This is a genomic window from Pseudomonas sp. AN-B15 (genome assembly GCF_019056475.1).
GTDB classification, from domain to species: Bacteria; Pseudomonadota; Gammaproteobacteria; order Pseudomonadales; family Pseudomonadaceae; genus Aquipseudomonas; species Aquipseudomonas parakoreensis.
On the sequence record NZ_CP049737.1, the window covers coordinates 4,959,483 to 4,977,530 of the forward strand.

Sequence of the window (18,048 nt, forward strand, 5' to 3'; positions counted from 1 at the left end):
AGCGCTTGAGCAGAAGTTCAGCTGACTTTTTAGATATTTCACATTTTTTTTACAAGGTGAATTTTTCGACGTCGCCGGCGGCTTGGCCCAACAGGGGCAGGATTTTGCGAAAGGACGCCGGATCCGCGCTGGTCCAGAATCTGACTGGCTGGTTCGGTCCGTAGGCGAGCAACCCGCGCTCGGCCAGCAGCCGCTGCAACTGGCGGGCGACGGCGGCACCGGTGTCGATCAGGCTGATGCTTTCGGGGAGCATCGACTTGAGCATCGGTTTGAGAAACGGATAGTGGGTGCAGCCGAGGATGATCGTGTCGCAACCATTGGCCAGCAGCGGCTCGACATAGTGCTGGAGCAATGCGCGCAGCTCGGCGCTATGCAGATCGCCGCTTTCAATCAGCTCGACCAGACCGGGGCACGGCTGGGTGATGACGCGAACGTCGGTAGCGAAACGATCAAGCAACGCGGCGAACTTGGCGCTCTGCAACGTGCCGGTGGTGGCAAGTACGCCAACCACACCGCTACGGGTCGCGGCAGCAGCAGGTTTGACCGCGGGCTCCATGCCGACAATCGGCCACTCGGGGAAATCCCGGCGCAGATCGGCAACAGCGGCCACCGTCGCGGTGTTGCAGGCAATCACCAAGGCCTTGGCGCCCTGCTCGCGGAAAAAACCGGCCATCACCTTGCAGCGCTGGCGGATGAACTCAGGGGATTTCTCGCCGTAGGGAATGTGCCCGCAATCGGCGAAGTACAGCAGTGACTCATGGGGCAGCAACCGCTGGACTTCGGCCAGTACCGACAAGCCGCCGACACCGGAATCGAACACCGCGATCGGTGCCTCACGCATCGTGCGATCCGCAGACGCTGCAGCCCGGATCGCGCTTGACCCGCAGCTCACGAAAGCGCGAACCCAAGGCATCGATCAGCAGCAAGCGGCCTACCAGTGGTTCGCCGAAACCGACCAGCACTTTCAAGGCTTCGAGCGCCTGAAGACTGCCGACCAGGCCCACCAGTGGCCCGACCACACCGGCCTCGCTGCACGTCAGTTCGGCTTCGCTGCCATGCCCGTACAGGCAGTGATAACACGGACTTTCCGGGCGACGCGGGTCGAACACCGCCAACTGCCCTTCCAGACGAATCGCCGCGCCGCTGACCAACGGCTTGCGCGCGGCCACGCACGCGGCGTTGACCGCTTCGCGGGTGGAGAAATTGTCGGAACAGTCGAGTACCAGATCCACCGCCGACACGGCAGCGGCAAGGGAGTCCTCGTCCAGCGCCAGACGGTGCGGCACCAATTGAATCTCGGGGTTGATCGCGCCGAGGCGCTTGAGCGCCGAGTCGACCTTGCTCATGCCGACACTGTCGGTGTCATGAATGATCTGGCGCTGCAGATTGGTCAGGTCGACCGTGTCGAAATCCGCCAGATGCAACTCACCGACACCGGCCGCCGCCAGATACAGCGCGACCGGCGCACCGAGGCCGCCGAGGCCGACGATCAGCACGCGGCTGTCTTTGAGCTTCAGTTGCCCATCGATGTCGATGTGTTGCAGCAGAATCTGCCGGCTATAGCGCAGCAATTCCTGATCATTCAGCACGGCAGGCGCCCCAGGCTGATCCGTTGATGGCCGCCCAGATCGGTGCGGCTGTGGACTTGTTCAAAACCGCGAGTGAGCAGGAGATCACGCACGGCCTCGGCTTGATCATAGCCGTGTTCGAGCATCAGCCAGCCGCCGGCTTCCAGATGATCCGGGGCCTGGGCGACGATCAGGCGCAGATCGTCGAGCCCGTCGACACCGGCCACCAGCGCACTGGCCGGTTCGAAGCGCACGTCGCCCTCGACCAGATGCGGGTCGGCAGCGGCGATGTAGGGCGGGTTGCTGATGATCAGATCGAAGCGCTGGCCTTGAAGGGCGCTGAACCAATGGCTGCTCAGCACCGTGGCGTTATTCAGGCTCAAGCGCTGGCGGTTGCGTTCGGCCAGGGCCACGGCTTCCAGCACACGATCCACCGCCGTGACTTGCCAAGCCGGACGTTCGCTGGCCAGGGCCAAGGCAATCGCGCCGCTGCCGGTGCCCAGATCGAGCACTTTCGCCGGCGTCGCCGCCAGCAACTCCAGCGCGGCTTCGACCAGCAATTCGGTGTCCGGGCGCGGAATCAGCGTGTGCGGTGCAACTTCCAGATCGAGTTTCCAGAACCCCTGCTGACCAAGAATATAGGCCACCGGCTCACCGCCGCGACGTCGCTGCAGATACTCGGCGAAGAGCAGCGCCGCTTCGCTGGGCACGATGCGCTCAGGCCAGGTGTGGAGGAAGCTGCGCGGCTTGCCCAGTGCCGCCGCCAGGAGCAATTCGGCATCCAGACGCGCCGTCGGCGAATCCGGCAGTTCGGCGGCACGCAACAGACTGGCAATGATGGTCATTTATTCACCTATCGCTGCAAGCTGGTCGGCCTGGTATTCGGCCAGCAAAGGCTCGATCACCGCTTCAACGCCACCGGCGAGAATTTCATCCAGGGAGTACAGGGTCAGGTTGACGCGATGGTCGGTGACCCGGCCCTGAGCAAAGTTGTAAGTACGAATACGCTCGGAACGGTCGCCGGAACCGACCAGCAGCTTACGCTCGCTGGCAATCGCATTGGCCGCTGCGGCGGTCTGCTGGTCGTTGAGCTTGGCCGACAGCCAGGCCATCGCCCGCGCGCGGTTCTTGTGCTGGGAACGTTCTTCCTGGCACTCGACGACGGTGCCGGTCGGTATGTGCGTGATGCGGATCGCCGAGTCGGTGGTGTTGACGTGCTGACCACCGGCCCCGGAGGAGCGGTAAGTGTCGACACGCAGATCCGCCGGGTTGATCTCGATGGCTTCCCGCTCGTCCGGCTCGGGCAACACCGCCACGGTGCAGGCCGAGGTGTGGATACGGCCCTGGGACTCGGTGGCGGGTACACGCTGTACGCGGTGCGCGCCGGACTCGAATTTCAGCTTGCCGTAAACGTTGTCGCCTTCAATGCGGGCGATGACTTCTTTATAGCCACCGTGCTCGCCTTCGTTTTCCGAAAGGATCTCCACGCGCCAGCCACGCCGTTCGGCGTAACGCGAGTACATGCGAAACAGATCGCCGGAGAAGATCGCCGCTTCGTCGCCACCGGTACCGGCGCGAATTTCGAGAAAGACGTTACGCCCGTCATTGGGATCCTTGGGCAGCAACATGCGCTGCAGATCATCTTCCAGTCTGATCAGCAATTCCTTGGCTTCGCGGACTTCCTCCACGGCCATTTCACGCATGTCCGGGTCGCTGTCCTTGAGCAGCGCCTGGGCGCCTTCAAGATCACTTTGTACGCCGAGCAGCTTTTTATAGCCTTGTACCACCGGCTCGAGTTCGGCGTATTCCTTGGAATAAGCGCGGAATTTGGCCTGATCGGCAATGACTTCGCCGTCGCCGAGCAGCGCGGTCAGTTCCTCGAAACGGTCCTGGAGGGTGTCCAGCTTGTTGAGCAGTGACGCTTTCATTGCGGTTTTTTATCCGAAAAACTATCCGGTGAGCCCTCGAGGGCGAAGAGTTCCTGGGCCATGGCCAGCGCATCGAGGCGGCCTTCGGCAGAAAGCTTTTTCAACTGCACGCTGGGCGCATGCAGCAGTTTATTGGTCAGGCCACGGGCCAGTTGCCCGAGCACCTCTTCGGCGTTGCCGCCGTTGGCCAGCAGACGCAGGGCCTTTTGCAGCTCCTCGTCGCGCAGGCGTTCGCTCTGTTGCCGATAAGCCTTGAGCACATCGACCGCCGCCAGTTCGCGCAGACGCACCATGAAATCGTCGGCGCCGACCGAAACCATCTCTTCCGCCGCCTGGGCTGCGCCCTGCCGACTCTTGAGGTTCTCGGCGACCACTTCGTGCAGATCGTCGACGCTGTACAGGTAAACGTCGTCGAGTTCGCCGACTTCCGGCTCGATGTCGCGGGGTACGGCGATGTCGACCATGAAGATCGGCTTGTGCTTGCGCTGCTTCAGCGCGCTTTCGACGGCGCCTTTACCGAGGATCGGCAACTGGCTGGCGGTCGAACTGATCACGATATCGCTGCGCACCAGTTCTGCCGGAATGTCCGAGAGCAGCACCGCATGCGCGCCGAACTGCTCGGCCAGCAGGCTGGCGCGTTCCAGCGTACGGTTGGCCACCACGATGCGCTTGACCCCCAGCTCGTGCAAATGGCGGGCGACCAGCGTGATGGTCTCGCCGGCGCCGATCAACAGGGCCTGGCTGCGCTGCAAATCACTGAAAATCTGTTTGGCCAGGCTGACGGCGGCAAACGCCACGGACACCGGGTTTTCGCCGATGGCGGTGTCGGTACGGACTTGCTTGGCGGCGTTGAACGTCGCTTGAAACAGCCGCCCCAGCAGCGGGCCGATGGTGCCCGCCTCACGCGCCACGGCGTAGGCCGATTTCATCTGGCCGAGAATCTGCGGTTCGCCCAGCACCAGCGAGTCGAGCCCGGAGGCGACGCGCATCATGTGACGAACTGCCGCATCATCTTCGTGCACATAAGCGCTCGCGCGCAGCTCATCGAGGCTTAAATGGTGATAATCCGCCAGCCAGCGCAGAACCAGATCAGCGGAAATCTGATCCTGTTCTATATAAAGCTCACTGCGATTGCAGGTGGAGAGGATCGCAGCTTCGCGGCTGTCGGTGAGTCGGCAGAGCTGCTGCAAGGCCTCAACCAGCTGCTCAGGGGTAAAGGCCACGCGCTCGCGGACGTCTACTGAAGCAGTCTTGTGGTTAATACCGAGTGCAAGGAAGGCCATTCAAGGTCGCTGATGGTGACGTGAAGCCGGCAATTGTCCTACTTCGTCAGATTCAGAACAACTACCGCTGACTATTGTCCCAATTGTCGGCCACTATAAAGGCCACATTCGAGACTCGGTTATGTTTGACCGAAGGCTTGTGTCATGATGATCCGACCGCAGGTTAGTCGTCCTTCTCCTATATGAATAGATCTTCCGCGTTGCTCCTTGCTTTTGTCTTCCTCAGCGGCTGCCAGGCCATGGCACCCGTTTCGCCGGACGGTACCCCGCCGGTCGAAGACACCACGCCCGCGCCTGAAAAACCCAAGGTTTACAGCTCGTTCAGCGAGGAAACCGTCTTCAGCCTGCTGAGCGCCGAACTCGCCGGCCAGCGCAATCGTTTCGACATTGCCCTGGACAACTACGTGACCCAGGCGATCAACACCCAGGATCCGGGGGTTTCCGAGCGCGCGTTCCGCATCGCCGAATACCTCGGTGCCGACCAGCCTGCGCTGGATACCGCGCTGATCTGGGCAAAAAACGCCCCGGACGACCTCGAAGCGCAGCGCGCCGCTGCCGTGCAGCTGGCACGCGCCGGGCGTTACGACGACTCCATGGTCTACATGGAGAAAGTTCTGCAGGGCAAGGGCGACACTCATTTCGACTTCCTCGCACTGTCGGCGGCCGACACCGATCAGGAAACCCGCAACGGTTTGATGAAAAGTTTCGACCGTCTGCTGCAGCGCCACCCGAAGAACAGTCAGCTGATTTTCGGCAAGGCCCTGTTGCTGCAACAGGACGGCGACAATAAAGCCGCACTGACCCTGCTCGAAGACAACCCCCCGGAAGAAGGCGAGATTGCTCCGATCCTGTTGCGCGCGCGCCTGCTGCAAACCCTGAATCGTGGCGACGAAGCATTGCCACTGCTGCGCAAAAGCATCAAGCAATACCCGGACGACAAGCGCCTGCGCCTGACGTATGCGCGCACCCTGGTCGAACAGGACCGGATGGACGACGCCAAAGTCGAGTTCTCCACCCTGGTTCAGCAATACCCGGAAGATGACGAACTGCGTTACTCGCTGGCATTGGTCTGCCTGGAAGCCAAGGCCTGGGACGAGGCCAAGGGCTACCTGGAAGACCTGATCGCCCGGGAAAGCCACGTCGATTCGGCACACCTGAACCTCGGCCGCATCGCTGAAGAGCGCAACGATCCACAGGGCGCGCTGATCGAATACGCCCAGGTCGGCCCGGGCAATGACTATCTGCCGGCGCAACTGCGTCAGGCGGACATTCTGATGAACAACGGCAAGACCGCCGAAGCCCAGAGCAAACTGGCGGCCGAGCGCGATGCCCAGCCGGATTACGCAATCCAGCTGTATTTGATCGAATCCGAAACCCTGTCGGCCAACAAACAGGACGACAAGGCCTGGAAGGTCCTGCAGCAAGCGCTGCTGCAATACCCGGACGATCTGAATCTGCTCTACACCCGCGCCATGCTCGCGGAAAAGCGCAATGACCTGGCGCAGATGGAAAAAGACCTGCGCCTGATCATCAAGCGCGACCCGGACAACGCCATGGCGCTCAATGCGCTGGGCTACACCCTGTCCGATCGCACTACCCGCTATGCCGAAGCCAAAGCCCTGATCGAACAGGCGCACCAGATCAATCCGGAAGACCCGGCGGTACTCGACAGCCTTGGCTGGGTGAATTTCCGCATGGGCAATCTGGACGACGCCGAGAAGTATCTGCGTCAGGCGCTCGAGCGCTTCCCGGACCACGAAGTCGCCGCGCACCTGGGCGAAGTCCTGTGGGTCAAGGGCAATCAGCGCGAAGCCAAACAAGTCTGGGGCAAATTCCTCAAGGATCAGCCCGACAGCACCATCCTGCGCAGCACCATCAAGCGCCTGACCGGATCCGAGACTCTTTAACTCATGTTTTTGCGCCACGTTATTATTTTCAGTTTCATCGCCCTGCTCGCCGGTTGCGCGGGCTTCGGTGCTCGCGAGTCGGTCGAGGGCCACGGCAGTCCGGCTCAGTGGACCGCAAACAAACAACAGCTGACCGGCCTTGACGGCTGGCAGATCGACGGCAAGATCGGCATCCGCGCACCGAAAGATTCCGGTAGCGGCACGCTGTTCTGGCTGCAACGCCAGGACTATTACGACATTCGTCTGTCCGGCCCGCTGGGTCGTGGCGCGGCGCGTCTGACCGGGCGTCCGGGCAAGGTCTCGCTGGAAGTCGCCAATCAGGGCCGCTATGACGCCGAGTCACCGGAAGCGCTGCTCGAAGAGCAACTGGGCTGGAAGCTGCCCGTGTCGAATCTGGCCTGGTGGGTCCGTGGCTTGCCGGCACCCAGCAGCAAAAGCCGTCTGACCCTGGATAACGACAGTCGCCTGGCCAATCTGGAACAGGACGGCTGGAAGGTCGAGTACCTCAGCTACGCCGAGCAGAACGGTTACTGGCTGCCCGAGCGGATCAAACTGCATGGCACCGATCTGGACGTGACGCTGGTGATCAAGACCTGGCAACCGCGTAAATTGGGGCAATAACCCATGACCGCTCCACGTCTGACGCTGCCGTCGCCGGCCAAGCTCAATCTGATGCTGCACATTCTCGGGCGCCGTGCAGACGGTTATCACGAACTGCAGACGCTGTTTCAGTTTGTCGATTACGGCGACGAAATCACCTTCGCCGTGCGCGACGACGGCGTGATACAGCTGCACACCGAATTCGCTGGCGTGCCCCACGACAGCAACCTGATCGTGCGCGCGGCGAAAATGCTTCAGCAACAGTCCGGCTGCCCACTGGGCATCGACATCTGGATCGACAAGGTGCTGCCGATGGGTGGCGGCATCGGTGGCGGCAGCTCGAACGCGGCCACTACCCTGCTCGGTCTCAATCACCTGTGGCAACTGGGCTGGGATGAGGATCGCCTCGCGGCACTGGGCCTGTCGCTCGGCGCTGACGTGCCGGTTTTCGTCCGTGGCCACGCGGCATTTGCCGAAGGCGTGGGCGAAAAACTGACCCCGGTCGAACCCGAAGAACCGTGGTATCTGGTGCTCGTGCCGCAAGTCTCTGTAAGTACGGCAGAAATTTTTTCCGATCCTTTGTTGACACGTAACACGCCGCCCATTAAAGTGCGCCCCGTTCCCGAGGGAAACAGTCGAAATGACTGCTTGCCGGTGGTTGCAAGGCGTTATCCAGAGGTACGTAACGCATTGGATTTGTTAGGTAAATTTACCGAAGCAAAACTCACCGGAACTGGAAGTTGTGTGTTTGGGGGCTTCCCAAGCAAAGCTGAAGCTGATAAAGTCTCGGCCCTTCTTACAGAGACCCTTACAGGGTTTGTAGCAAAAGGAAGCAACGTTTCGATGTTGCATCGCAAGCTGCAAAGTCTGCTCTAAAAGGAATCAAGTGCCAGGCACTTGAAGCAACAGATACAGGGGCGTCGCCAAGCGGTAAGGCAGCAGGTTTTGATCCTGCCATGCGTTGGTTCGAATCCAGCCGCCCCTGCCATTTTCTATACTCATCCAGGTTACCCTCAGCCTCTAGGTACTGCGCGTGTCCAAGATGATGGTCTTTACGGGGAACGCTAACCCCGATCTGGCTCGGCGTGTTGTACGTCAGCTGCATATCCCTCTCGGTGACATCTCTGTCGGCAAGTTTTCCGACGGCGAAATCACTGCCGAGATCAATGAAAACGTTCGCGGTAAAGACGTTTTCATTATTCAGCCGACTTGCGCCCCGACCAACGATAACCTGATGGAACTGGTCGTGATGGCTGATGCCTTCCGCCGCTCCTCGGCTACTCGTATCACTGCTGTTATTCCTTATTTTGGTTATGCCCGTCAGGATCGCCGTCCGCGTTCCGCACGTGTGGCTATCAGCGCGAAAGTCGTTGCTGACATGCTTACCGTAGTCGGCATCGACCGTGTGCTCACGGTTGATCTGCATGCTGACCAGATTCAGGGCTTCTTCGATATTCCGGTAGATAACATCTACGGCTCCCCGGTTCTGGTGGATGACATTGAAGATCAGCGCTTCGAAAACCTGATGATCGTGTCCCCGGACATTGGTGGCGTCGTGCGTGCACGTGCCGTTGCCAAATCCCTGGGCGTGGATCTCGGGATCATCGACAAACGCCGTGAGAAAGCCAATCACTCTGAAGTGATGCATATCATCGGTGATGTCGAAGGGCGTACCTGCATTCTGGTCGATGACATGGTCGATACCGCCGGCACTCTGTGCCACGCGGCCAAGGCCTTGAAAGAGCATGGCGCAGCCAAGGTCTTTGCCTACTGCACACACCCTGTGCTGTCGGGTCGGGCCATCGAGAATATCGAAAATTCCGTGCTGGACGAGCTGGTGGTGACTAACACCATCCCGCTGTCCGCTGCAGCACAAGCCTGTGCACGTATCCGTCAACTGGATATCGCACCGGTTGTTGCCGAAGCGGTTCGCCGCATCAGCAATGAAGAATCGATCAGCGCGATGTTCCGTTAAGGGCCCTGCCCTTCTCGAAATGTCTCGTTGACGAAAAGCGCCCCGCCCCGGCATTCCTGTCGGGGCGGGGCTTTTTTGCCCATACCGTGTTTGGCGCTGGTCGCAAACGCCGCTCGGTCATGGCTATTTTGGAGATACAAAATGAACGATTTTACTCTGAATGCTGAAGTGCGTTCCGACCTGGGGAAAGGTGCGAGCCGCCGCCTGCGTCGTCTCGCCGCTCTGGTTCCAGCTGTTGTTTACGGTGGCGACAAAGCCCCTGAATCCATCAGCATGCTGGCCAAAGAAGTTGCCAAACTGCTCGAAAACGAAGCGGCTTACAGCCACATCATCGAGCTGAACGTTGGTGGCAAGAAACAAAACGTCGTGATCAAGGCACTGCAACGTCACCCGGCCAAAGGCCACGTGATGCACGCTGACTTCGTACGCGTTGTCGCTGGCCAGAAACTGACCGCTATCGTTCCTGTGCACTTCATCAACGAAGCTGCTCCAGTGAAGAAAGGCGGCGAAATCTCGCACGTTGTTGCCGAGATCGAAGTTTCCTGCCTGCCAAAAGACCTGCCTGAGTTCATCGAAGTCGACCTGGCTAACGCTGAAATCGGCACCATCGTTCACCTGTCGGACCTCAAAGCTCCTAAAGGTGTCGAGTTCGTTGCTCTGGCACACGGCGATGACAAGGCAGTAGCCAACGTCCACGCTCCACGTGTTGCTCCAGAAGCTACCGAAGAAGGCGCAGCAGAGTAATTTCACTCTGTTCGTCGGAGTGAGTGAAACATCGCGGACTGGAACGTAGCGAGAAAGCGGGCGGGAACGCGGAGTTTACATTCATGGTAAATGAGCAATTTTCGTCCACTTTCGCCGCCTTCACTGATCGCGGCGATGTCAACCACCACTCCAAGGAAGGGCCCCTATCGTGACTGCCATCAAACTGATCGTTGGCCTGGGAAATCCAGGCGCCGAATACGAACAGACCCGGCATAACGCAGGGGCCCTTTTTGTTGAGCGCATCGCTGCCGCGCAAGGTGTGAACCTTGTGGCCGATCGCAAATATTTTGGCCTGACCGGGCGCTACTCGCATCAGGGTCAGGATGTTCGCCTGCTGATTCCCACCACCTACATGAACCGCAGCGGCCAGGCCGTGGCGGCACTCGCCGGTTTCTTCCGCATCAAGCCTGAAGAAATCCTGGTGGCGCACGACGAACTCGATCTGCCTCCGGGCGTCGCCAAGCTCAAGCAGGGCGGCGGCCATGGCGGTCACAACGGGTTGCGCGACATCATCGCGCAACTGGGCAATCAGAATACGTTCTACCGCCTGCGGCTTGGCATCGGCCACCCGGGCGTTGCCAGTATGGTTTCAAATTTCGTCCTGGGTCGTGCGCCACGCGCCGAACAGGAAAAACTCGATGCCAGCATCGACTTTGCCCTCGGCGTGCTGCCGGATATCCTCGCCGGTGAATGGAACCGCGCGATGAAAAACCTGCACAGCCAGAAGGCCTGACTCTAATCCGAGGGGAAACACCATGGGATTCAATTGCGGCATCGTCGGCCTGCCTAACGTCGGCAAGTCCACCCTGTTCAACGCCCTGACCAAATCCGGTATCGCGGCCGAGAACTTCCCCTTCTGCACCATCGAGCCGAACAGCGGCATCGTGCCGATGCCGGATCCGCGTCTGGACGCTCTGGCGGCCATCGTCAATCCGAAGCGCATCCTGCCGACCACCATGGAATTCGTCGACATCGCAGGCCTGGTAGCCGGCGCCTCGAAAGGTGAAGGTCTGGGCAACAAGTTCCTGGCCAACATCCGTGAAACCGACGCCATCGCTCACGTGGTGCGCTGCTTCGAAGACGACAACGTGATCCACGTGTCCAACAGCGTCAACCCGAAGCGCGACATCGAAATCATCGACCTGGAACTGATCTTCGCCGACCTCGACAGCTGCGAGAAGCAACTGCAGAAAGTCGCGCGCAATGCCAAGGGTGGTGACAAGGACGCAGTGGCTCAGAAAGCCCTGCTGGAGCAATTGATCCCTCACTTCACCGAAGGCAAGCCTGCGCGCAGCCTGATGAAGAACATGAGCGCCGACGAGAAGGCGATCATCAAGGGTTTCCACCTGCTGACCACCAAACCGGTCATGTACATCGCCAACGTCGCTGAAGACGGTTTCGAGAACAACCCGCACCTGGACGTGGTCAAGGCCATCGCCGAAGAAGAAGGCGCCATGGTGGTTCCGGTGTGCAACAAGATCGAAGCGGAAATCGCCGAGCTCGAAGACGGCGAAGAGAAGGACATGTTCCTCGAGGCGCTGGGCCTGGAAGAGCCTGGCCTGAACCGCGTGATCCGTGCCGGCTACGAAATGCTGCACCTGCAGACCTACTTCACCGCCGGCGTCGAAGAAGTCCGCGCCTGGACCGTCCGCGTCGGTGCCACCGCACCCCAAGCTGCCGGCGTGATCCACACCGACTTCGAAAAAGGCTTCATCCGCGCCGAAGTCATCGCTTACAACGACTTCATCCAGTACAAGGGCGAAGCCGGTGCCAAGGAAGCCGGTAAATGGCGCCTGGAAGGCAAGGACTACATCGTCAAGGACGGTGACGTGATGCACTTCCGCTTCAACGTGTAAGCGTTACGTCCAAGAAAAAGCCGCGTTTGATACGCGGCTTTTTTGTGCCTGAAATTTACTGCTGAACATATTTCCCCTGTGGGAGCGAGCCTGCTCGCGAAAAGGGAGTGTCAGTCACACCTCTGTGAATACCACACCGCATTCGCGAGCAGGCTCGCTCCCACAGTTGGAAATGGTGTGGGGTCAGGCCTTCTTGGTTCGTGGCAAGAAGATCGCCAGCACGCCAAACAACGGCAAAAACGAGCACAGGAAATACACGTACTCGATGCCGTGCACATCCGCCAGATGCCCGAGCAACGCCGCGCCGATCCCGCCAAAACCGAACATCAAGCCGAAGAACACGCCGGCAATCATCCCGACATTACCCGGCACCAGCTCTTGCGCGTACACCACAATCGCCGAGAACGCCGAGGCGAGGATGAAGCCGATCACCACACTGAGGACAGAGGTCCAGAACAGATCGACGTGCGGCATCAGCAAGGTGAACGGTGCCACGCCGAGAATCGAAAACCAGATCACCGCCTTACGCCCGATCTTGTCGCCAATCGGCCCGCCGAAGAACGTCCCCGCCGCCACCGCACCGAGAAACAGGAACAGGTGCAACTGCGAACTGGCCACCGACAGGTCGAACTTCTCGATCAGGTAGAAGGTGAAATAGCTGGTAAGGCTGGCCATGTAGAAATACTTGGAAAACACCAGCAAGCCGAGCACCACCAGCGCACTGATCACCCTGCCCTTCGACAGCCCGTGAGTCGCCGCCTGGCCAGCCTTGAGCTTGAACAGGTTCAAGTGATGGGCGTACCAGCGACTGATGCGGTACAGCACGAACAGCGCAAACACCGCGAACAGACCGAACCACGCCACGTTGCCCTGACCGAACGGAATAATGATCGCCGCTGCCAATAACGGGCCGAACGCGGAACCGGCGTTACCGCCGACCTGGAAGGTCGATTGCGCCAGACCAAAGCGCCCGCCCGAGGCCAGCCGGGCAATTCGCGAGGCTTCGGGGTGAAAGGTCGAAGAACCGATACCGATCAATGCCGCCGCCAGCAGAATCAACGGGAAACTGCCGACCACCGACATCATCACGATGCCGATCAGCGTGCAGATCGAGCCCGCCGGCAACAGCCACGGTTTTGGATGGCGGTCCGTGTGGTAACCGACCCACGGCTGCAACAGCGATGCGGTCAACTGGAAGGTCAGCGTGATCAGCCCAACCTGAGTGAAGCTCAAGCCATAGTTGGCTTTGAGCATCGGGTAGATCGACGGCAGCACTGACTGAATCAGGTCGTTGATCAAATGCGCCAGCGCCACCGCGCCGATGATACGCATCACCAACGGGCTGCTTTGGGGAGGAACGGACGCCGAGGCAGCGGCGGTCTGAGCGTTGCTGATAGCCATGGAAGTTTCCGTACAGCAGATGGGTGCACGCAGGCAGGTGCGTCAATGTGCCATTTTTCGGTGCATCAGCGCCATCCCCTTAGCCAGCTAACTAATCAACCGAATAACAGACCAATCTCTGTAGGAGCTGCCGAAGGCTCGGGCCGCGATCGGACGATCTTTTGATCTTGATCTTAAAAACAAAGATCAAAAGATCGTCCGATCGCGGCCCGAGCCTTCGGTAGCTCCTACATGGGATAGGTGATAGCTCAACGCCATGGTCTGAATCTTGCCTTGCTTCTCCCCTCGAACGCGGCGGCCTTACAAAGGTCGCCGAGAATGGGAAGTTTCGCTACAGAGCCGGCCTACCGAGCGGGCGAGAGTGAACTTTCGAGGCCTTTTAGCAGGGCACAACATCGAGGTCGCACGACCGCGATGCACGCCATTGGTGCGTGGTGTCCAGAGGAGTCATGGGGCATGCAGGCTTTCCTTTCACCGGGGATCAAATTGCTGGGGCGGTTTGGCTTCGCGCGTAAATTCCAGCTGTTGTTTCTGCTGTTCATTCTGCCGTTGGCTGGCAGCCTGTTGATGATTGGTCAGGACTATCGCAACAAACTCAATCTGATTGCCGGTGAGCGTGCCGGCGTGCGCCAGTTGCTCAGCCTCGATGCCCTGGACAACCTGCTCGCCGCCCAGCGTGACCGCGCCGCCCGTTGGCGCGCCACCGAAACCAATCGCCAGCCGACCCCGGCCACCCTCGCCGCCATGGCGGCATTCGATGCAGTGCAACCGGCCCTCCAGCAAGCCACCAGCGATCTGGGCAACGCTCTGAACAAGGAAGGCGCCGAAGGCGAAACCCTCGCCCGCTATCAAGCCCTGCAAACCGCGCTCGGCGGTCTGGATTCGAAAAGCCTGAGCAGCGTCGGCTGGTGGCCGGACGGTTACGACCGCTTCACCAACGCCCTCAGCGCCCTGCAAGCGTTGCGCGAGCAAATCGTCATGGACAACCGCCTGACGCTGGCGCCATGGCTGGAAACCTATCTGCTGACGCAGATCTCCACGCAGCACGCACCGGATCTGATCGAGCGCGTAGGCCGCCTCGCCGCCGTCGGCCAGGCTTCAGTGGTCTCGGGACAATTCACTTTGCAGAGTCGCTTGCAACTGCGCGATCTGCGTGGCCGCATCGGCGATGCCCGCGAACAGCTTGTCAAAACCGCAGGTCTGCTCGAAGCGCGTCTGCCGAGCGGTTTGCACACCTGGGCCGGTCAGTATCACGACAGTCTCAAGCGCCTTGATGCCGGGCTGAAGGTGCTGGATGACGGCGTGTTTGGCGGCAGCATTACACTCAAACCGGAAGACTTCGAACGCAGCCTCGATGCACTGTTGGGCGATCTCGCCTCATTGCGCCAGCAATCACTGCTGTCGCTGGATCAGCGCCTGGACGCTTACCACGCTTCGGCGATTCGCCAGTTCATCGTGGTCGCCGCGGTGTTCGGTTGCCTGTTGCTGGCGGCGTTGTACCTGTTCGTCTGCCTGCAAGCCTCGATCCGCCGCAGCGCCAGCGGCATTACCCTGCTTGCCGAAGCCCTGCGTGACGGCAACCTGAGCCTGCAAGTGCCGGTGGTGGGCCGCGATGAGCTGGCGGCGATCAGCACCGCGCTCAACGTCGCCGTGGTGCAACTGCGCGCCAGCATGCTCGGGGTCGATCACGAAACCTCGCAACTGAGTCACGCGGTGCGCAGCCTCAACGATCATTCCAGCGGCGCGCTGAGCGAAGTCGAAGCGCAGCAGTTGCAGATCAGCCAGATCGCCGCCGCTGCGACGCAACTGGCCGCCACTTCGCAAGGTGTGGCGCAGAGTTGCGAACAGGCCTCCGGCAGCGCCCAACAGACCCGGCGCATCGCTGCCGACAGCAGCCGCGACAGCCAGCGCACCACGGCGAGCATTCAGCAACTCAACCAACGCCTGAACGACACCGCAGCGGCACTCGGTCGCGTCAGCGAGCAGGGGCAGCAGATTCAACTGGTGGTCGACACCATCCGTGGCGTCGCCGAGCAGACCAACTTGCTCGCGCTCAACGCCGCCATTGAGGCCGCGCGCGCCGGCGAACAGGGACGCGGCTTTGCCGTGGTCGCCGATGAAGTGCGCAGCCTGTCGCAACGTACCCAGTCATCGACCGCGCAAATCGCCGGCACGGTCGACAGCCTGCGCGCCACGGTCAACGAGGCGGTGAGCCTGATGGAAGCCGCCTGCGGCCAGGCGCAGTCGGATGCCGAAGCCGTGACCGGACTTGGTGAACGTCTCGGCGAAATCGCCAGCGCGGTGCAGAGTGTCACTGACACCCTGGCGCAGATCGCCACCGCCGTGGAGGAACAGGCAAGCACCGCCGATGAAGTCAGCGGCAATATCCAGCAGGTCGATCAAGCCGCGGTGCGTCTGCTTGAGGGCGCCCGCGCGGTGAATCTCGCGGCGGATACCCTGAGTCAGGGCAGCAAGGCTCTGAGCGACAACACCGCACGCTTCCGGCTCAGCTGATCACGGCTTCGGGGAAGTCCGCTTCCAGCTCGGTCTTCAGCCACTGGATAAACCACGCCACATCCGCCGAGAACTCGGCGGACGGCGTGAGGACCCGATAGCTTTCCAGCTTCACCTGCGCGTCCACCGCGCGCACCAGTTTGCCGGACTTGAGCTCCTCGCGAACCAGCACTTCATTGGCCAAGGCAATGCCCTGCCCGCTCTCGGCCACCGACAGCGCGTGATCGTTGTTGACGTAAAGCATGTCGGAATTGAGGTGAATATCCAGCTCGTTGGCGGCGAACCACAGGTTCCACCACTCGCCGTCATCGACGTGGATCAGTTCATGGCGAACCAGATCTGCCGGGCCGATCACAGGCTCGATGCTGGCGAGGTATTGCGGGGTGCAGATCGGAAACACCCGCGGGCAGATCAATGCTGCACGGGAGTCGGCGTACTGCCCGTCGAGGCCATAGACGATGCCCAGATCGGCACTTTTGCCGTCGACTTCGGTGAAGGTCGAGTTTGGCTCGATCGCCAGTTTCAATCCCGGTCGCAGATGCCGCAGGGTTTCGATCCTTGGCATCAACCAGCGCTTGGCAAACCCCGGCACCACCATGATCCGCAACCAGCGCTCGGCATCTTTCGGCCGCGCCTCCTTGCCGGCTTCAATGATCAACTGCAACGCCGCGCTGATCTTGCGGTGGTACTTCTCACCCGCCGGCGTCAGGTTGACCCCGCGCGAGGTGCGCTCGAACAGCTGAATGCCCAGCCAGTCCTCCAGCAACTTCACATGCCGACCAATCGCCGGTTGGGTCACGTGCAGGGCTTTCGAGGCTTCGACGTAGCTGCCCAAGCGTGCGGCGGCATCAAACGCACGCACCGCGTTGAGCGGCGGCAAACGGTGGTCGGGCATGATTCCTGGCGCCTTTGGCTGTTAAATTAACTAACAGCTGCCATGTTTAAATTGAAGTGTCGCCTCACGCAAGCACTGGCTGATAATCGAGCCACAGCAGAACAATAAAACAGCTGGTTTCACCCCGTACGCAATCTCGATCCTGCCCAGAAAAATAATATCCATGGCCCGACTGATTGGCTGATGTGCAGCGCAATCGCAGGCGATGGGGGAATCGGAGGTAACGCATGAATGCCCTGCATTCGCTGCAAACGCTGGCGGTGTCGATCCGCTCGGTGCGCAAGGTTTACGGTGATCCGGACACCGGTCCGGTGGCGTTGAAAAACATCGATCTGGACATCCGCGATAACGAATTCTTTACCCTGCTCGGCCCTTCCGGCTGCGGCAAGACCACCCTGCTGCGGATGATCGCCGGCTTCGAGTTTCCCACCGAAGGCGAGATTCTGCTGTACGGCGAAAACATCGCTGATCGCCCGCCGTTCCAACGCCCGGTCAACACGGTGTTCCAGCATTACGCGCTATTCCCGCACATGACCATCGCCGAGAACCTGGCCTTCGGCCTCGAATCGCAGCCGATGGGCAAGGTGCTGAACAAAGCGCAAATCGCGGAGCGTGTGCGCGAGATGCTCGCGCTGGTGCAGATGGAACGCTTCGCCAATCGCAAGCCGGCGCAGCTGTCCGGTGGTCAGCAACAGCGAGTCGCCCTCGCCCGCGCCCTGGCACCGCATCCGAAAGTATTGCTGCTCGACGAACCCCTTTCCGCGCTCGATCTGAAGCTGCGCCAGGCCATGCGCGAAGAGCTGAAATCGATTCAGGCCAAGACCGGCATCACCTTCATCTTCGTCACCCACGACCAGGAAGAAGCGCTGACCATGTCCGACCGCATCGCCGTGTTGTCCGAGGGCGAAGTGCAGCAGGTCGGCCGCCCGGAAGATATTTACGAACGCCCGCGCAATCGCTTCGTCGCCGACTTCATCGGCGAAACCAATTTCATCCAGGGTACGGTGACGAAGATCGAGGACGGCATGGCCTGGTTCGCCGGGCCGGCCGGGCACCCGCTGCCGGCGCAAGCGTGCAGCGACGTGGCGATCGGCGCCAGCGTGAGCTTGTCGGTACGCCCCGAGCGCCTGCATCTGGTGCCTGCCGCGACCGAGGCCGCGCTGCCGTGTCGGATCGAAGCGCAGATCTACCTCGGCACCGACCTGCAATATCAGGTCAGCCTCGGCGACGGCTCGCGCCTCACCGTGCGCACGCCCAACTGCGTCGACCAGAGCCTGCGCTTTGCCGTCGGTTCTCAGGCCGGTCTGCTGTTCGACCGGGGAAGCGCCAGCGTCCTGCACGATTGAGTCCGAGGAG

General features: G+C 60.7%; 16 protein-coding genes and 1 tRNA gene. 10 read left to right on the top strand and 7 right to left on the bottom strand.

Going from position 1 to position 18,048, the window contains the following annotated elements; translation table 11 throughout:
* Positions 1-49: 49 nt before the first annotated feature.
* From murI to hemA, 5 genes are read right to left on the bottom strand one after another with little or no spacing between them, the layout of a single operon-like run.
* Positions 50-841, bottom strand: a complete 792-nt coding sequence (murI, locus tag GTQ41_RS22405; RefSeq protein ID WP_047296502.1) for a glutamate racemase — start codon at positions 839-841, stop codon at positions 50-52.
* Positions 834-1,589, bottom strand: coding sequence for a molybdopterin-synthase adenylyltransferase MoeB (locus tag GTQ41_RS22410; RefSeq protein ID WP_047296503.1), 756 nt, complete (start codon positions 1,587-1,589; stop codon positions 834-836). The genes murI and GTQ41_RS22410 overlap by 8 nt, the downstream gene beginning before the upstream one ends.
* Entirely contained in the window at positions 1,583-2,413 is an 831-nt protein-coding gene (gene prmC / locus GTQ41_RS22415) for a peptide chain release factor N(5)-glutamine methyltransferase (protein ID WP_047296505.1), read from the bottom strand. The genes GTQ41_RS22410 and prmC overlap by 7 nt, the downstream gene beginning before the upstream one ends.
* Entirely contained in the window at positions 2,414-3,496 is a 1,083-nt protein-coding gene (prfA, locus tag GTQ41_RS22420) for a peptide chain release factor 1 (RefSeq protein WP_027612234.1), read from the bottom strand.
* Positions 3,493-4,779: a glutamyl-tRNA reductase gene (gene hemA, locus GTQ41_RS22425; RefSeq protein ID WP_041072472.1), complete on the bottom strand. Its 1,287-nt coding sequence runs from the start codon at positions 4,777-4,779 to the stop codon at positions 3,493-3,495. The genes prfA and hemA overlap by 4 nt, the downstream gene beginning before the upstream one ends.
* A 182-nt stretch (positions 4,780-4,961) precedes the next feature.
* Between hemA and GTQ41_RS22430 the strand changes: the two genes are divergently transcribed.
* The 8 genes from GTQ41_RS22430 (at position 4,962) to ychF (ending at position 11,882) form a co-directional block, all read left to right on the top strand.
* Positions 4,962-6,686: a tetratricopeptide repeat protein gene (locus GTQ41_RS22430; RefSeq protein WP_047296508.1), complete on the top strand. Its 1,725-nt coding sequence runs from the start codon at positions 4,962-4,964 to the stop codon at positions 6,684-6,686.
* A gap of 3 nt (positions 6,687-6,689) precedes the next feature.
* Positions 6,690-7,307 carry a lipoprotein insertase outer membrane protein LolB gene (gene lolB / locus GTQ41_RS22435; protein ID WP_047296510.1) on the top strand — a complete coding sequence of 206 codons (618 nt, stop codon included), beginning with the start codon at positions 6,690-6,692 and terminating at the stop codon, positions 7,305-7,307.
* 3 nt (positions 7,308-7,310) lie between these two features.
* Entirely contained in the window at positions 7,311-8,162 is an 852-nt protein-coding gene (ispE, locus tag GTQ41_RS22440; RefSeq protein WP_047296513.1) for a 4-(cytidine 5'-diphospho)-2-C-methyl-D-erythritol kinase, read from the top strand.
* A gap of 37 nt (positions 8,163-8,199) precedes the next feature.
* Positions 8,200-8,274: transfer RNA gene (locus GTQ41_RS22445), tRNA-Gln, on the top strand.
* Between the two features lie 45 nt (positions 8,275-8,319).
* On the top strand, positions 8,320-9,261 hold the full coding sequence (locus GTQ41_RS22450) for a ribose-phosphate pyrophosphokinase (RefSeq protein ID WP_003171603.1): 942 nt from the start codon (positions 8,320-8,322) through the stop codon (positions 9,259-9,261).
* Between the two features lie 141 nt (positions 9,262-9,402).
* Complete coding sequence (locus GTQ41_RS22455; protein ID WP_007967646.1) at positions 9,403-10,005, top strand: 50S ribosomal protein L25/general stress protein Ctc; 603 nt, start codon at positions 9,403-9,405, stop codon at positions 10,003-10,005.
* Between the two features lie 169 nt (positions 10,006-10,174).
* Positions 10,175-10,759, top strand: a complete 585-nt coding sequence (pth, locus tag GTQ41_RS22460; protein WP_003228164.1) for an aminoacyl-tRNA hydrolase — start codon at positions 10,175-10,177, stop codon at positions 10,757-10,759.
* Positions 10,760-10,781: 22 nt separating this feature from the next.
* On the top strand, positions 10,782-11,882 hold the full coding sequence (gene ychF, locus GTQ41_RS22465; RefSeq protein ID WP_041072487.1) for a redox-regulated ATPase YchF: 1,101 nt from the start codon (positions 10,782-10,784) through the stop codon (positions 11,880-11,882).
* 183 nt (positions 11,883-12,065) lie between these two features.
* Here the strand turns inward: ychF and GTQ41_RS22470 are convergent, their stop codons facing one another.
* Positions 12,066-13,283 carry an MFS transporter gene (locus tag GTQ41_RS22470; protein WP_047296514.1) on the bottom strand — a complete coding sequence of 406 codons (1,218 nt, stop codon included), beginning with the start codon at positions 13,281-13,283 and terminating at the stop codon, positions 12,066-12,068.
* A 456-nt stretch (positions 13,284-13,739) separates the two neighbouring features.
* Between GTQ41_RS22470 and GTQ41_RS22475 the strand changes: the two genes are divergently transcribed.
* The gene (locus tag GTQ41_RS22475) at positions 13,740-15,797 is read left to right on the top strand and encodes a methyl-accepting chemotaxis protein (RefSeq protein WP_047296517.1); all 2,058 of its coding nucleotides are present in this window, start codon (positions 13,740-13,742) and stop codon (positions 15,795-15,797) included.
* On the opposite strand, the gene GTQ41_RS22480 is transcribed toward GTQ41_RS22475, so the two are convergent.
* The gene (locus GTQ41_RS22480; RefSeq protein ID WP_047296518.1) at positions 15,790-16,692 is read right to left on the bottom strand and encodes a LysR substrate-binding domain-containing protein; all 903 of its coding nucleotides are present in this window, start codon (positions 16,690-16,692) and stop codon (positions 15,790-15,792) included. The two genes, GTQ41_RS22475 and GTQ41_RS22480, sit on opposite strands and share 8 nt — an antisense overlap.
* Before the next feature lie 227 nt (positions 16,693-16,919).
* On the opposite strand from GTQ41_RS22480, the gene GTQ41_RS22485 reads away from it, so the two are divergent.
* Positions 16,920-18,038 carry an ABC transporter ATP-binding protein gene (locus GTQ41_RS22485; protein WP_047296520.1) on the top strand — a complete coding sequence of 373 codons (1,119 nt, stop codon included), beginning with the start codon at positions 16,920-16,922 and terminating at the stop codon, positions 18,036-18,038.
* Positions 18,039-18,048: the final 10 nt, after the last annotated feature.

Bases quoted from the DNA above. Each gene is read 5' to 3' on its own strand.
- murI (WP_047296502.1), bottom strand. From the start codon at position 841: ATGCGTGAGGCACCGATCGCGGTGTTCGATTCCGGTGTCGGCGGCTTG.
- prmC (WP_047296505.1), bottom strand. From the start codon at position 2,413: ATGACCATCATTGCCAGTCTGTTGCGTGCCGCCGAACTGCCGGATTCG.
- prfA (WP_027612234.1), bottom strand. From the start codon at position 3,496: ATGAAAGCGTCACTGCTCAACAAGCTGGACACCCTCCAGGACCGTTTC.
- hemA (WP_041072472.1), bottom strand. From the start codon at position 4,779: ATGGCCTTCCTTGCACTCGGTATTAACCACAAGACTGCTTCAGTAGAC.
- GTQ41_RS22430 (WP_047296508.1), top strand. From the start codon at position 4,962: ATGAATAGATCTTCCGCGTTGCTCCTTGCTTTTGTCTTCCTCAGCGGC.
- lolB (WP_047296510.1), top strand. From the start codon at position 6,690: ATGTTTTTGCGCCACGTTATTATTTTCAGTTTCATCGCCCTGCTCGCC.
- ispE (WP_047296513.1), top strand. From the start codon at position 7,311: ATGACCGCTCCACGTCTGACGCTGCCGTCGCCGGCCAAGCTCAATCTG.
- GTQ41_RS22455 (WP_007967646.1), top strand. From the start codon at position 9,403: ATGAACGATTTTACTCTGAATGCTGAAGTGCGTTCCGACCTGGGGAAA.
- ychF (WP_041072487.1), top strand. From the start codon at position 10,782: ATGGGATTCAATTGCGGCATCGTCGGCCTGCCTAACGTCGGCAAGTCC.
- GTQ41_RS22470 (WP_047296514.1), bottom strand. From the start codon at position 13,283: ATGGCTATCAGCAACGCTCAGACCGCCGCTGCCTCGGCGTCCGTTCCT.
- GTQ41_RS22475 (WP_047296517.1), top strand. From the start codon at position 13,740: ATGCAGGCTTTCCTTTCACCGGGGATCAAATTGCTGGGGCGGTTTGGC.
- GTQ41_RS22480 (WP_047296518.1), bottom strand. From the start codon at position 16,692: ATGCCCGACCACCGTTTGCCGCCGCTCAACGCGGTGCGTGCGTTTGAT.
- GTQ41_RS22485 (WP_047296520.1), top strand. From the start codon at position 16,920: ATGAATGCCCTGCATTCGCTGCAAACGCTGGCGGTGTCGATCCGCTCG.